At 69.9% G+C, this 13,357-nt stretch carries 13 protein-coding genes; 8 read left to right on the top strand and 5 right to left on the bottom strand.

Features of this window, described 5'->3' with window-relative positions; all coding sequences use genetic code 11:
- Nucleotides 1–142 precede the first annotated feature (142 nt).
- Genes AC3ERS_RS10240 through AC3ERS_RS10230 form a run of 3 tightly spaced genes read left to right on the top strand, consistent with a single transcriptional unit; the run spans nucleotide 143 to nucleotide 3,152 of the window.
- Nucleotides 143–499 (top strand): hypothetical protein, encoded by a 357-nt coding sequence (locus tag AC3ERS_RS10240; protein WP_431965915.1) that lies wholly within the window; start codon nucleotides 143–145, stop codon nucleotides 497–499.
- A gap of 6 nt (nucleotides 500–505) precedes the next feature.
- Nucleotides 506–1,042: a WKL family lipoprotein gene (locus AC3ERS_RS10235; protein WP_431965913.1), complete on the top strand. Its 537-nt coding sequence runs from the start codon at nucleotides 506–508 to the stop codon at nucleotides 1,040–1,042.
- 16 nt (nucleotides 1,043–1,058) lie between these two features.
- Nucleotides 1,059–3,152, top strand: a complete 2,094-nt coding sequence (locus AC3ERS_RS10230; RefSeq protein ID WP_431965911.1) for an MMPL family transporter — start codon at nucleotides 1,059–1,061, stop codon at nucleotides 3,150–3,152.
- Between the two features lie 28 nt (nucleotides 3,153–3,180).
- Here AC3ERS_RS10230 and AC3ERS_RS10225 read toward each other — a convergent pair whose 3' ends face one another.
- The 4 genes from AC3ERS_RS10225 to AC3ERS_RS10210 form a co-directional block, all read right to left on the bottom strand.
- Entirely contained in the window at nucleotides 3,181–4,044 is an 864-nt protein-coding gene (locus AC3ERS_RS10225; RefSeq protein WP_431965909.1) for a heme ABC transporter ATP-binding protein, read from the bottom strand.
- Between the two features lie 289 nt (nucleotides 4,045–4,333).
- Nucleotides 4,334–5,497, bottom strand: coding sequence for a FecCD family ABC transporter permease (locus tag AC3ERS_RS10220; RefSeq protein ID WP_431965907.1), 1,164 nt, complete (start codon nucleotides 5,495–5,497; stop codon nucleotides 4,334–4,336).
- A 150-nt stretch (nucleotides 5,498–5,647) separates the two neighbouring features.
- On the bottom strand, nucleotides 5,648–6,688 hold the full coding sequence (locus AC3ERS_RS10215; protein ID WP_431965905.1) for a heme/hemin ABC transporter substrate-binding protein: 1,041 nt from the start codon (nucleotides 6,686–6,688) through the stop codon (nucleotides 5,648–5,650).
- A gap of 86 nt (nucleotides 6,689–6,774) precedes the next feature.
- Nucleotides 6,775–7,740 (bottom strand): aldo/keto reductase, encoded by a 966-nt coding sequence (locus tag AC3ERS_RS10210; protein ID WP_431965903.1) that lies wholly within the window; start codon nucleotides 7,738–7,740, stop codon nucleotides 6,775–6,777.
- Nucleotides 7,741–7,868: 128 nt separating this feature from the next.
- On the opposite strand from AC3ERS_RS10210, the gene AC3ERS_RS10205 reads away from it, so the two are divergent.
- The 4 genes from AC3ERS_RS10205 (at nucleotide 7,869) to AC3ERS_RS10190 (ending at nucleotide 11,252) form a co-directional block, all read left to right on the top strand.
- Nucleotides 7,869–8,924: an undecaprenyl-diphosphate phosphatase gene (locus AC3ERS_RS10205; RefSeq protein ID WP_431965901.1), complete on the top strand. Its 1,056-nt coding sequence runs from the start codon at nucleotides 7,869–7,871 to the stop codon at nucleotides 8,922–8,924.
- Nucleotides 8,925–9,027: 103 nt separating this feature from the next.
- The gene (locus tag AC3ERS_RS10200; protein ID WP_431965899.1) at nucleotides 9,028–9,774 is read left to right on the top strand and encodes a histidine phosphatase family protein; all 747 of its coding nucleotides are present in this window, start codon (nucleotides 9,028–9,030) and stop codon (nucleotides 9,772–9,774) included.
- Between the two features lie 83 nt (nucleotides 9,775–9,857).
- Nucleotides 9,858–10,442, top strand: a complete 585-nt coding sequence (locus AC3ERS_RS10195; RefSeq protein WP_067783416.1) for a DUF3090 domain-containing protein — start codon at nucleotides 9,858–9,860, stop codon at nucleotides 10,440–10,442.
- 3 nt (nucleotides 10,443–10,445) lie between these two features.
- Nucleotides 10,446–11,252: an SCO1664 family protein gene (locus tag AC3ERS_RS10190; protein WP_431965896.1), complete on the top strand. Its 807-nt coding sequence runs from the start codon at nucleotides 10,446–10,448 to the stop codon at nucleotides 11,250–11,252.
- 144 nt (nucleotides 11,253–11,396) lie between these two features.
- Here AC3ERS_RS10190 and AC3ERS_RS10185 read toward each other — a convergent pair whose 3' ends face one another.
- Nucleotides 11,397–12,263, bottom strand: coding sequence for an LLM class flavin-dependent oxidoreductase (locus tag AC3ERS_RS10185; protein ID WP_431965894.1), 867 nt, complete (start codon nucleotides 12,261–12,263; stop codon nucleotides 11,397–11,399).
- 69 nt (nucleotides 12,264–12,332) lie between these two features.
- Between AC3ERS_RS10185 and AC3ERS_RS10180 the strand changes: the two genes are divergently transcribed.
- A complete protein-coding gene (locus tag AC3ERS_RS10180) occupies nucleotides 12,333–13,352 on the top strand; it encodes an aldo/keto reductase (RefSeq protein ID WP_431965892.1) in 1,020 nt (339 codons plus the stop codon).
- The last annotated feature ends 5 nt before the right edge of the window (nucleotides 13,353–13,357 follow it).

Raw genomic sequence — 13,357 nt, 5'->3', positions numbered from 1 at the left:
CCTCCTACCGACGAATCAACCCGACGTCACCATCTGACCATGATGGCGCAACACCGCCACCGACCGGGGTGGCGGCGGCACCGAATTACCAGTGATGGGGGTTACCGTGTAACCAAACAGCGTCCAACTCAGGGAGATCCGGTTGAAAGCCGACCATCCATCGGGATTTGCCATCGATGACATAACCGTTGGTCCGTTTGCTCACGGGTTCGGCACCACCGCCGACGGCAGGCCGTACGCGTTCCGCACGGTGCGGCAGATCCTGACGCTCGAGATCTACCGCGCCGACTTGGACAGCGACGTGCCGGGTCCGGAGGACGTGGTCGCGGTGGCGGAGGTGCGGGTCACCGACGTCGATGTGGACGACGAGCGCAGCGTGGTCGCGCTGGTGCGCGACATGATCCCCGACGCCGTTCCGGTCGAGGCGGCGGCGGACCGGGACGTCACGACCGTGCGCGCCCTGCTCGGACGGATCAGTTCCGTCATCGATGGTATGTAGGTAGTGATGCACTCCACACGAATCGCCCGAATCGCGCTGGCCGCGCTCGCCTGTGTCACGGTGGCCGCGACCGCCGCATGCAATTCGGGTCCGGACGAGGCCTCGGTCGAGGTGGCCCGCTCCAAGGCCATCGCCGAGCTGTCCTCCTCCGCCGCTGCCACGTCCAGCGCCATCGCCAACCGGCCGCTGCCGACCGCCGCCGAACTCGACGCCCAGATCAAGCGGGCGCTCGACCCGGCGCTGCCCGACAGCGAGCGCACCGCGCTGATCGAGGACGGCGATGCCTTCCGCGACGCCATCCCCGATATGTACCGGGCGCTCCAGGACAACCCGCGCGCCATCTACGGCGTCACCGATCCGGTGTTCGACAACCGCGACGGCACCCTGACCGCCACCATGCGACTGGACAGGGACGGCACCGGCACCGCCGTGCGCACCACCGTGGTGCACTTCGTCTACCTCGACGGCCGCTGGAAGATCTCCCGCACCGACCTGTGCGGAATTCTGCGCTCGGCCGACTATCGCACCGCGGCGTGCGGCTAGCGGCGCGGCCCTCTCGATGCTGCATTCCGGTTTCCTGGGGTGGGGTCGGCTGGTCCACCGCTACCGCTATCTCGTGCTGGCCGGGGTCGCGCTGGCCGTGCTGCTGTCCGGCTGGTACGGGCGCGACCTGGTCGAGCGGCTCAACCAGGAGGGCTGGTTCGATGAGAGCAGCGAATCGGTGGCCGCGTCCGAACTGGCCGACGCCACCTTCGGCCGTGACACCGACAGCGACCTGATCCTGCTCTACACCGCGCCCGAGGGCAGCACCGTCGACTCTCCTGAGGTGCGCGCCGCGGTCACCGCCCAGCTGCGCGGCCTGCTCGAACGCTATCCGGACCGGATACTCAAGATCGACAGCTACTGGGACAGCCCGTTCACGGCCAACGCCAGCGACGCCACGAAAACCCACGCGTTCGCCAGCGTCGGACTCCGCGGCGAAGGCACCGCCACCATTCAGAACTATCTCGCGATCAAGAGCGCGCTCGGCGCGGGCAGCGAAGGCGGCGGACCGGGCGGCACCACGGTGCAACTGGCGGGACTGCAACCGGTCGTCGAAGGCATCAACACCGGGATGCAGAACGACATCCACCGCGCGGAGCTGATCGCGTTGCCGATCGTGGCGATCATGCTGTATTTCGTGTTCGGCGGGGTGATCGGGGCGCTGCTGCCGGTGATCATCGGCGGCATGACCATCCTGGGCACCCAGGGCATGTTGCGTGTACTCACCGATCACATCGAGGTCAACGTCTTCGCCAATGCGGTGATGACGCTGGTCAGCCTCGGCTTGGCCATCGACTACGGCCTGTTCACCGTCACCCGATTCCGCGAGGAACTGGCGGCCGGGCGCAGCGTGGAGGAGGCGACCGCACGCACCGTCGCCACGGCGGGTCGCACGGTGATGTTCTCCGCCGCGATCATCGCGATCAGCCTCGCGGCGCTGTTCATCTTCCCCATCGGAGTACTGCGCTCGGTGCCCTACGGCGGCATCAGCTCGGTGCTGCTCGCGGCGCTGCTCTCGGTGACGGTGCTGCCCGCCACGCTGAGCATCGTCGGCCGCCGCATCGACTTCCTCGGCTGGAAACGCTTCTCCCGCACCAAGACCGAAGCCCAGATCGACGCCGGATTCTTCTCCCGGCTCGCGCTGTTCGCCATGCGGCGGCCGTGGGCGGTGGCGGTGCCGATCGTGCTGGTGCTGCTCGCGTTGAGCATCCCGTTCCGCAATATCGAATTCGGTGGAATCAGCGAACGCTATCTCGCCGAGGACAATCCGGCCCGCGTCGCCCAGGAGAGCTTCGACGAGCTGTTTCCCAGCTTCCGTACCGAGCCGTTGAAACTCGTGGTGGTCGGCGCGAATCCGCAGCAGCTCAGCGACATCCGCTACGAAGCCAACCAGATTCCCGGCCTCACCGGGCGCTTCGAACCGGCGGCGACGACCAAGGACGGCGTCAACGTCCTCGGCGCCGGGCTGACCGACAAACGCGACGCCGACGCCGTGATCGCCGCGCTGCGTGCCATCCCCGAACCACCGGGCGTGCAGGTGATGGTGGCCGGTGTGCCCGCGCTGGAGCGCGACAGCATCAACGGATTGCTCGAGGGTCTGCCCGCACTGGTCGCGATCCTCGCCTGTACCGCGCTGGTGGTGATGTTCGTGGCGTTCCGTTCGATCGTGCTGGCGCTCAAGGCCGTCGCCATGAGCGCGTTGAGTCTCGCCTCGACGCTGGGCATCCTCACCTGGATCTTCGTGGAAGGGCACGGGGCCGAGGTCTTCCTGTTCACGCCGGGGCCGCTGATGTTCGCGGTGCTGGCGTTGATCGTGACGGTGGTGTTCGGGTTGTCCACCGACTACGAGGTCTTCCTGCTGTCCCGGGTCGCCGAGGCGCGGCAGGCGGGAGCCGGCGCACCGGAGGCCATCCGCTACGGCATCGCCCACACCGGCGGCGTGATCACCTCGGCCGCCGCGATTCTCATCGTGGTGACCGGCGCGTTCGGCTTCTCCGATCTGGTGCTGATGAAATACATCGCCTACGGCATGATCGCGGCGCTGATCATCGACGCGACCGTCATCCGGATGTTGCTGACCCCCGCGGTGTTGAAGCTGATCTGGCGGTGACCGGGTAGGCGAGGGGAGCAGACCTCGGTCAACGGCGGACCGGAAGAACCAGTTGCGCACCGGTGACCGGGTGGTCGAGTACTTCGACCGGATGCTGGTAGACCCGGCTCAGCAGTTCGGTGGTGAGCACCTCGCGCGGCGGGCCGTCGGCGGCGACGCGGCCGGAGTCCAGCACGGCGACGCGGTCGGCGTAGGCGGCGGCGATACCGAGGTCGTGCAGGACGACGACCACCGCGGCGCCCGCCGCTGCCCGCTCGGTGGCCAGCCGCAGCACCGCTTCCTGGTGGCCGAGATCCAGTGCGGCAGTGGGTTCGTCGAGCAGCAGGGTGGCGGTGTCCTGGGCGAGGACCCTGGCCAGGGCGACGCGCGCGCGTTCACCGCCGGACAGCGTCGGGAACGATCGCGCGGCAAGGTGCGCGACGTCGGCCGATGTCATGGCCGCCGCGACGAACTCGTCGTCGCGTTCGCCACGCGCGGTGCGCACCCACGGCGCCCGGCCCATGGCCACGACTTCGCGGGCGGTGAACGGGAATCCCACGGTGTGGCTCTGCGGCAGCACCGCCCGCCTGCGCGCCATGTCCAGCGGCGTCCAATGCTCCAGCGCGCGGCCGTCCAGTTCGACGGCCCCTTCGCTCAGCGCCAGCTCCCCGGCCAATGCGGCCAGCAGCGTGGACTTGCCCGCCCCGTTCGGCCCCACCAGCGCGACGACCTCACCCGCGGCCACCGCGAAATCGACCGCGTCGAGCACCCGCCGCGCGTGCCCGCTCGCGCCACCGCGCCGGTCGACGCTCACCCCGCGCGCCCGCAAGGTCACCGTCCCGCGCTCGGGCCGCCGCGGCTCCTCGTGCGCCCGCCCGAGCATCGCGCCCAACCCTTGCCGCATCCCGCTCATCGGCGACCTCCGATCCTCGGATCGTCCGCGGCGGCAGGCCCGAGCGCCGGATCCGCGGCCGCGACCTGCCGAACATGACGCTGGTCCAGGGCGACACGGGCGTCATCGTGATCGACCCGCTGATCTCGGTCGAGACCGGTGCGATCGATCGACGCGTCTGTGTGCCGTACGACACCGCGCCGTGCACGGGCGATGACAGCAGGCTGCGCTCGACGATCCCACTCGAACGGCGCATGGTGCACCCGCGCAGCGACTGCCGAGCCGTGCGAGAGGTCCGGGCGGGCCGCGCTCATCCCCACCCTCCAGCGCGGGCGCGGGTGCGGCGCAGCAACCAGAAGAAGAAGGGACCGCCGATGAGCGAGGTGAGCATGCCGAGGGGGAGATCGGCGTTGTCGACGAGGGACCGGGCGGCGACGTCGGCGGCCAGCAGGACCACCGCGCCGACGATGGCGCTGAGCGGGATCAGCACGCGGTGGCCGGGACCGACGATCATCCGCACCAGATGCGGGACGATCAGGCCGACGAACAGGATGATGCCGGTGAACGCGACGCCCGCGGTGGCGAGCACCGCCACGATGACGATGACATTGCGACGCAGCCGTTCCACGTCGACGCCGAGGTGACGGGCGGCCGATTCACCGAGGGCAAGCAGATCCAGACGAGGCGCCACGACGATCGCCGCGAGCACGCCCAGCGCGGCGAGCGGCGCGACCACCGCCACCGACTCCCAGCGTGCGCCGTTGAGGCTGCCCAGCTGCCAGAACACGATCTGATCGCGGGCCGCGGGGGAGGCGACGAACAACAGGAACGCGATCAGACCGCCCGCGAAGGCGTTGATCGCCACCCCGGTGAGCACCAAGGTCACCACTTCGGTGCGGCCATTGGAACGCGCGAGCAGATACACCAGCAGCGTGGTGAACAGTCCGGCGACGAACGCCGCGGCGGCGACCGACCATGCCGCGACGAACGCGCCGCCCACCACGATCACGGTGCCCGCGCCGACCGCCGCGCCCGCCGAAACGCCGATCACGCCGGGCTCGGCCAGCGGGTTGGCGAACACACCCTGCAACAACGCACCCGCTGTCGCCAGCGCAGCGCCCACCAGCATCGCCAGCACCACCCGGGGGAAACGCACCTCCCACAGCGTCACGTCACCGGCCGGATGAGCGGGCATAGGCCCCCAGTCCAGACCGATCCGGTGAAAGACGCTGCCCGCGACCTCTGCGGGCGAAGTCGGCACCTGACCGATCGCGGCCGACGCCAAGGCCAGCACCACCAACGCGGCGATCGCCACCGCGAACGCGACGGTGATCCGCGAGACCGAACGGGTGCCGGCGGGAACCGGCGCGGCAGGCGGCCGCGCTCCTGGCTGCGATTCGAGCGTGCCGTTCTCCCGCACGGGCCCGGTGCCGTTGGCCGACGATACGGACGACGTGCCCGCCGTATCACTCATGCCTTCGCTCCGCTGGCGCTCGGCCCCGGCATGCGCGAAGCGCGCTGGCACATGATCAGCTCACTTCGTTCGCTCACGTCTGCACCTCGCCGGCGTTCAGCTCCGGCACGCGCGAAGCGCGCTGGCACACGATTCGCTCACTCCGTTCGCTCATGCCTGCGCACGGCCGTACACGGCCTCGTCGAGCGCGGCGACCACGCGCCCGGTGTTCGGGCCGAAGCTGAGCACCACCCCATCGGCCATGTCGACCACGCGGCGGTTCTTCCCGGCCGGTGTCTGCGCGATGCCGGGCACCTTCAGCAGCCCGTCCACGCCGCCGACCGAGCTCAGGCCGTCGGTCATGACGAGCAGCACATCGGGAGCGGAGCTGATCATCGCCTCGCTGGTGATGGCGGTGAACGGCTCGGTCAATCCGGCCGCGGTGCCCGCATCCTCGCCGCCGATGGCGGTGATCAGCTCGTCGGCGCCGGAGCCGGGCCCGGCGATCATCGTGATGGCGGTGCTGCGCAGATAGAGGAACGCGATGCGCAACGGCTTGTCCTTGGCGGGAACCCCGGCCGAGGCGGCGGCGATCTCGTCACGGGTGCGGTCGGCGAGAGTGCGACCGCGGTCCGGGACGCCGAGCGCGGCGGCGACGGCCTCGATCTGCGGCACCACACCGTCCATGGTTCGCTGCGGGTCGAAGTAGACGACCGTCACCCCGGCCGCGCGAAGCTGCTCCCGCACCGCGGGCGTCGCGCTGGTGGTGTCGGTCAGGAACACCGTGGGGCGCAGTGCCAGAACGGATTCCACGTTCAGCGAGCCGCTGCCGCCGATCACGATCGGCAGGTTCTCGATCGCGGGGAACACCCCCGACGTGCTGCGTCCCACGAGATTGGCGCCGAGACCGAGCGCCCAGACGGTCTGGACGAGGGTGCCGTGACGGTCGGCGGCGATGATGCGGCCGGCCGAGGTGACGGTGACCTCGGTGCCGTCGAAGGAACGCACCGTCGCGGGCAGCGCCGGGGTCGGGGCCGGGCCGATCGGCACCGGCTCCTGGTTCGCGATCGTCGCGGTGCTCGGCCCACGCTGTCCGGAACCCGCCGCGCCGCTGTCGCTGCCGCATGCCGCGGTTCCGGCGAACAGCGTCAGGGCGAGGGCGACGAGAAGGTAGCGAACCACCCCGGGACGGACACGGTCGAGGAACGTCATGTAGGCAAGCCTAATATGCGCCGTCGAACCGAGTCCGCCCGCGAACCCGCGCACGGCCGCAGCGACGGTGGAGGTACGGGTCCGCCTCATTCGGCGCGCGCGCTGACGTCGTCCAGCGCGGCCGCGATCGCGCGCGGCAATTCCAGGGTCTCGGCCGCCAGCACGCCGGTCAGCTGCCCGATGTCGCGGGCGCCGACGATCATGCTGGCGATGCCGGGCCGGTCCCGGATCCACGCCAGCGCGACCGCGAGCGGCGAGGTGCCGAGCCCGTCGGCGGCGGTGACCAGCGCGTCGACCACCCGGGTGGCGCGCTCGTCGAGGCGGTGGCGGATCTCGGCCGCGGTCGCCTCGTCGGCTCCGCGCGAGTCCGCGGGCACGCCGTCGCGGTACTTGCCGGTCAGGATGCCGCCCGCCAGCGGCGCCGAGGCGATCACACCGACGCCGTGATGCCGTGCGGCGGGCACGAATTCGCTTTCGGCGCTGCGCGCGAGCAACGAATACGGCGTATGGGCGACGGAGATCGGCGCGATGGCGGCGAGGCTGGCCAGCTGCCACGGATTGAAGCCGCGCACGCCCGCGTAGCGGACCTTCCCGGAACGCACCGCGTGGTCGAGGGTGCCCGCGATCTCGTCGAGCGGAGTGTGCGGATCCCAGGCCGCGACATGCCAGATATCGAGGTAGTCGGTGCCCAGTTCGAGCAGCGTCCGGTCCAGCTGGCGCAGCAGTCCACGGCGGGACGCGTCGATCTCGGCGCGTGGCGCGGGACCGGGAACGGTGGTCTGTGCCGGTTCGGTGCGGGGCAGCACACCGGCGCAGCCGCTCAGCACCAGGTCGTCGCGCGACACCAGGTCGCCGAGTAGATCGGCGAGGATTCGCTGCGCCGCGCCGCCCGCGTAGGCGGGGGAGGTGTCGACCAGCGTGCCGCCCGCCTCCGTGAACGCCACCAACTGCACCGCGGCGTCGTCGACGTCCGTCTGCGCGCCCCAGGTGTGTGTCGCCAGCCCTATCCGGGACACCCGTAGGCCGCTGCGTCCCACCGTCCGCTGTTCCATCACCGGATCCGCGCATTCATCACGGCGCCAAGCCTAAAGGTTGAGCCCGCCGGAAGCCGTCATCAACGGCGCGCACCGCCGTAGCGGAGGGCACGGCAGCGGCCGGAATCACGCGTTCACCGGGCGACATGTACTGTCGCTGCCGTATTGCGGCGCCGCTTTTTTCCGGCGAGCGGGGTCGTCGCTGGACCAATTGCCCAGTCGGAATGGATTTTTCGGGCAGTGGAAGAGGAGGTTGCGTGGGCGAGTCGATGACCTGGTTGCAGGCACTGGTACTCGGACTGGTGCAAGGTCTGACGGAATTCCTACCGGTTTCCTCCTCGGCGCACCTGCGGATCGTGTCCTCCGTGTTCTTCGGCGACGACGCGGGCGCCTCGTTCACCGCGGTCACCCAGCTGGGCACCGAGGCGGCTGTGCTGGTGTATTTCGCCAAGGACATCTGGCGCATCGTCGTCGCCTGGTTCACCACCTTGACCGAGAAGGTCAGCGCCAGGTCCAGGGAGATGGTGCCGATCACCGACCAAGTCACCACGAAACTGCCCATCGTCACCGCAGGCGGCGTTCCGTACGGACTGGACGAGGACCGGCAGCGCGATCTCGACTACCGCATCGGCTGGTATGTGATCATCGCCACCATCCCGATCGGCGTCATCGGCTTCGTGCTGAAGGACCAGATCCGCACCGGCGCGCGCAACCTGTGGCTGGTCTCGTTCATGCTGATCGCCTTCGCGCTGGTGATCGCCGCCGCCGAGTACTACGGCACCAAGCGGCGACCGATCGAGCAGCTGACCAACCGAGACGGGCTGGTGATGGGTTTCGCCCAGTGCCTGGCGCTGATCCCCGGCGTGTCGCGCTCCGGCGCCACCTCCTCGGCGGGCCTGTTCCTCGGATTGGAACGCGAGGCCGCGGTGCGCTTCTCGTTCCTGCTTGCCATCCCAGCGGTGACCGCATCCGGCCTGTTCAGCCTGCCCGACGCGTTCGCGCCCGCCGGTGAGGGACTCAACGCGTCCGGCCCGCAGCTGCTGGTCGCCACGCTCGTGTCCTTCGTCGTCGGCTACGCCTCGGTGGCGTGGCTGCTGAAGTTCGTGTCGAAGCACTCGTTCAACTGGTTCGTCGGCTACCGCATCGTGCTCGGCTTGGTGATCATGGGTCTGCTCGCGGGCGGGGTGGTGCAGGCGACATGAGCCGCTTCGCTCCGGCAGCGCCCACTGGACATACCACTTTCGCTCCGGCCGTGCGCAGGTCTGTGGGCGGACTTCGCCCGGCAGCGCCCACTAAGCTGGCCGCATGACGGTGATCCTGTTGCGACACGGCGTGTCGACCTCGAACACCGCCCGCACACTCGCCGGCCGCAGCGCCGGAGTCGATCTCACCGAGCACGGCGCCGATCAGGCGCGCGCGGTCGCCGAACGACTCGGCGCACTCCCGATCCAGCACATCGTGCACTCGCCGCTGCTGCGCTGCCAGCGCACGGTCGGTCCGCTGGCCGACAAGCTCGGGCTGGAACCGGAGTACGACGACCGGCTCATCGAGGTCGACTACGGCGAGTGGACCGGCAAGCCGATCGCCGACCTGCTCACCGAACCGTTGTGGAAGGTCGTACAGCGGCACGCCTCGGGCGCGGTGTTCCCCGGCGGCGAAGGTCTCGCCCAGGTGCAGGCCCGCGCGGTGGCCGCGATCCGCGAACACGATCGCGTCTTCGCCGAGCGGCAGGGCCACGACGTGCTATGGGTCGCGTGCACGCACGGTGACGTGATCAAATCCGTGCTCGCCGACGCACTGGGCCTGCACCTGGACGGATTTCAGCGCATCGTGGTGGAACCGGCGTCGATCAGCGTCGTCCGCTACACCCCGCACGCTCCCTACGTGTGGCGGCTCAACGACACCGGTTCGGATCTGAGCGCGCTGGAGGCGATCAGACCCCGACCGCAAGCGAACGACGTGGAGGCGAATCGATCCGATACGTCCGGCCCCGTTCCCGGCGGCGAGCTAGGTGGTACCCCAAGTGCGGATAATGGGAATGCGGAGCGCTGAGATTCCTTGTAAACGAGTAGTCGGTGTTTCGGGAGTCCGGGCGCCGCGGAGAGTCGATCAGGGTCACGCATCAGGAGGTGCAGATGGCACGAGCAATCCATGTATTTCGCACCCCCGATCGTTTCGTCGCCGGGACCGTCGGTGAGCCGGGCGATCGCGCCTTCTATCTGCAGGCGGTGCAGCAGCCGCGCGTGGTGAGCGTGCTGCTGGAGAAGCAGCAGGTGAAGGTGCTCGCCGACCGCATGGGACTGCTGCTGGACGAGGTGGCGCGCCGCTTCGGCGCGCAGGTGCCGCCGCAGGCCGACGACGTGACCGACACCGATCCGCTGGTGACGCCGATCGACGCCGAATTCCGGGTCGGCACCATGGGTCTGGGCTGGGACGCCGACGCGGGCGCCGTCGTGGTGGAGCTGCTGGCGATCACCGAGACCGAGGTGGACGAGTCGGTGGTGCTGGACGACACCGAGGAAGGCCCCGACGCGGTCCGGGTGTTCCTCACTCCGATCCAGGCTCGCGAGTTCGCGCTGCGTTCGGCGCGGGTGATCGCGGCGGGCCGTCCGCCGTGTCCGCTGTGCGGGGAACCGCTTTCGTCGCGCGGGCACATGTGCGTGCGGACGAACGGCTACAAGCGCGGAGACATCTTCGGCGCGGCCGAGCTAGAGGAGTGATGCGTGGCGCGGGTCGACGAGGGGTTCTCCACCGGTGAGCTGAGCGTGATCGGGCGGGTGAGCACCGCGAGCAACGTGACGCTCGTCTGCGATGTGGACCAGGATGTCGACGGGGATCCACTGCGTGTGGTGTACAAGCCGGTGCGCGGGGAGCGGCCGCTGTGGGATTTCCCGGACGGCACCCTCGCCGGGCGCGAGGTGGCGTCGTATCTGATCTCCGATGCGCTCGGCTGGGGCGTGATTCCCGAGACGATTCTGCGTGACGGCCCGTACGGTCCCGGCATGGTGCAGCGCTGGGTGGAGTCGGTCGACAATCACACCGACCGGGGCAACCGGCTCGATCTGGTCGACCTCTGCCCGCCCGGCGCGGTCCCCGAGGGCTTCTGCGAGGTGCTGCGCGCGCTGGACGGTGCGGGCAACGAGGTCTCCCTGATCCACGCCGACGACCCGCGCCTGCGGCGCATGGCGGTGCTGGACGTGCTGCTCAACAACGCCGATCGCAAGGGCGGGCACGCGTTGGAAGGCGTCGACGGTCAGGTGTACGGCGTCGACCACGGCATCTGCCTGCACAGTGAACACAAGTTGCGCACCGTGCTGTGGGGTTGGGCGGGCAGACCGATCGGCGAGGATGTGGTCGCCGACATCGCCGCCTTCGCCGCCGCGCTGCCCGGCGAACTCGCCGACGCGCTGGCCGCGCACATCACCGACGCGGAAATCGACGCGCTCGCGGGCCGCACGAAGGAACTGCTGGACCAGCCGGTGATGCCGCTGCCGCGAACGTCGCGGCCTATCCCGTGGCCTGCGTTCTGAGCCCACTGTTCGTTCCCGGCGGTGGGAAACCGAAGGGCGGGAAGTGCACTCGGTGCCGGGATGCGGTGAGTGCGGGTTTGCGGCCGATCAACTAGGGACCCTGTACGCCGGGCTCAGGTTCGCGCCGATCACCCGATGTCGCCATCATTCGACCAGGGGGCGCACCTGTTCGCCTGCGAAGCGGACGAAGGCGAGGGGATCCGGCTCGTCGGGGAGGGGTTCGAGGACGACGGTGTCGGCCCCCGCCGCCGACCAACGGTGGACCGCGTCGGCGATGGCGTGGGCATCGCCCGCGACGCCGACGGTGTCGGGCAGACCTGTGCGTCGGCGGGCGGCGGCGAGGCGTTCGGTCGCGTTCGGCCCGCTGGCGCTGAGCAGGTAGACGATGATGTCGTGCGGTTCGGTGCGCCCGGCTTTCGCGCGGCCTTCGTCGACGAGTCGGCGGGCGGCGCGAATACCGTCCGGGGTCGTCGCGCTGGTGAGGACGGTGCCGTCGGCCAGTTCGCCGGACAGCCGCAGGGTCTTGGGTCCGCTCGCACCCGCGACGAGGGGCGGCGGTGTGCCGGGCGGCCAGTCGAGGGCGACCCGATCCAGATGGACGTATCTGCCGGACATGTCGACCGTTGCGCCGTGCAGCAGTGCGCGCAGCGCCGTGAGTTGTTCGCGCAGCAGACCCAGCGGGGAGTCGACGCGCGCGCCGACCTGCCCCATCCAGTCCTGCACACCGTGTCCGAGGCCGGGGATGACCCGTCCGGGGTGCATCCGCAGCAGCGCCGCGACCTCCATCGCGGTCAACGCGACGTTGCGCAGCGGCGCTGGCAGCACGCCGATTCCGACACGCAGACGTTCGGTGTGGGCGAGCACCGTGGCCGCGCACGCGCTGCCCGCGGCCCAGAAACAGTCCTCCCACAGCCACAATTCGGCCAGCTCGCTCTGTTCGGCCGCCGCCGCGACCTCGGGCAGCCGTTCGGGCGGGATCTGGGGCAGCGCGATCGCGCCGAGTACCGTCACTCGACCCAAGGTAGCGGTCGGCGCCGACAAGTTCGTCCGGTCAGAGGGTGACCCTCTCAGGGCCTCCCTATGGCGCGTCCCCTCCGCGAGACTCGATCCATGCTGCGCTACCGACCGTTCGGCACCACTGGCCTCCGCGTATCCGAAATCGTTCTCGGCACAATGGGATTCGATGATCCTTCGCGAGCGCGCGAGATCGTCGACGCCTATGCCGACGCGGGCGGCAATGTGCTCGACACGGCGTCCGCCTACGGCGACGGCGAGGACATTCTCGGCGAGATCCTCGGCGCCCGGCGCGACCGTTTCGTTCTCGGCACCAAGTACACCCTCAGCCGCGATCCCGACGATGTGAACGCCGCGGGCAACCACCGCAAGAACTTGACGCTCTCGCTGGAGCGCAGCCTGCGCCGGTTGCGCACCGACTATGTCGACATCCTCTGGGTGCACGTCTGGGATCGACACACTCCCTTGGAGGAGACCGTGCGCGCTCTCGACGACGCGGTGTCGGCAGGCAAGGTGCTGTACCTGGGGATCTCCGACGCGCCCGCGTGGATCGTCGCGCGCGCCAACACCCTGGCGCAGTGGCGGGATCGGACGCCGTTCGCCGGGCTCCAGGTGCCGTACAACCTGTTGCACCGCGACGTCGAACGCGAACTGTTGCCGATGGCCGAAGCGTTCGGGATGAGCGTCACCGCGTGGGCGCCGCTCGCCGCGGGAAAGCTGTCCGGCGCGACCGGCAGACGGGTCGATCCGGCCGCGCTCACCGCGCGCGAGCGTGCGGCCGCCGAGGCGGTGGCCGAGGTGGCCGCCGAGCTCGGCGCCCGGCCCGCACAGGTGGCGTTGGCCTGGACCAAGCACAAGTCGCCCGCGGTGCTGCCACTGGTCGGGGTGAGCAGTGTCGGACAACTCACCGAGAACCTGGCCGCCGCCGAGCTGACGCTGCCGGAGGACGCGGTGCGCTGTCTGGAGGCCGCCGCACCGTTCGAGCGCGGATTTCCCGGCGATTTCCTGGCCGAGTGCGAACCGCATCCGTTCGTGTTCGGCACCGCCGCGACCAGGGTGGACAGGCGGCGCGGCGCTTCGCTGTAGATTGC

The organism is Nocardia sp. bgisy134 (assembly GCF_057708325.1).
The sequence above is the reverse complement of the archived record's forward strand: the minus strand, read 5'-3'. Positions and strand labels throughout refer to the sequence as shown.

Excerpts from the sequence above, each read along its gene's own strand:
- AC3ERS_RS10235 (WP_431965913.1), top strand. The coding sequence starts at position 506 with ATGCACTCCACACGAATCGCCCGAATCGCGCTGGCCGCGCTCGCCTGT.
- AC3ERS_RS10230 (WP_431965911.1), top strand. The coding sequence starts at position 1,059 with ATGCTGCATTCCGGTTTCCTGGGGTGGGGTCGGCTGGTCCACCGCTAC.
- AC3ERS_RS10225 (WP_431965909.1), bottom strand. The coding sequence starts at position 4,044 with ATGAGCGGGATGCGGCAAGGGTTGGGCGCGATGCTCGGGCGGGCGCAC.
- AC3ERS_RS10220 (WP_431965907.1), bottom strand. The coding sequence starts at position 5,497 with ATGAGTGATACGGCGGGCACGTCGTCCGTATCGTCGGCCAACGGCACC.
- AC3ERS_RS10215 (WP_431965905.1), bottom strand. The coding sequence starts at position 6,688 with ATGACGTTCCTCGACCGTGTCCGTCCCGGGGTGGTTCGCTACCTTCTC.
- AC3ERS_RS10210 (WP_431965903.1), bottom strand. The coding sequence starts at position 7,740 with ATGGAACAGCGGACGGTGGGACGCAGCGGCCTACGGGTGTCCCGGATA.
- AC3ERS_RS10205 (WP_431965901.1), top strand. The coding sequence starts at position 7,869 with ATGTACTGTCGCTGCCGTATTGCGGCGCCGCTTTTTTCCGGCGAGCGG.
- AC3ERS_RS10200 (WP_431965899.1), top strand. The coding sequence starts at position 9,028 with ATGACGGTGATCCTGTTGCGACACGGCGTGTCGACCTCGAACACCGCC.
- AC3ERS_RS10195 (WP_067783416.1), top strand. The coding sequence starts at position 9,858 with ATGGCACGAGCAATCCATGTATTTCGCACCCCCGATCGTTTCGTCGCC.
- AC3ERS_RS10180 (WP_431965892.1), top strand. The coding sequence starts at position 12,333 with ATGGCGCGTCCCCTCCGCGAGACTCGATCCATGCTGCGCTACCGACCG.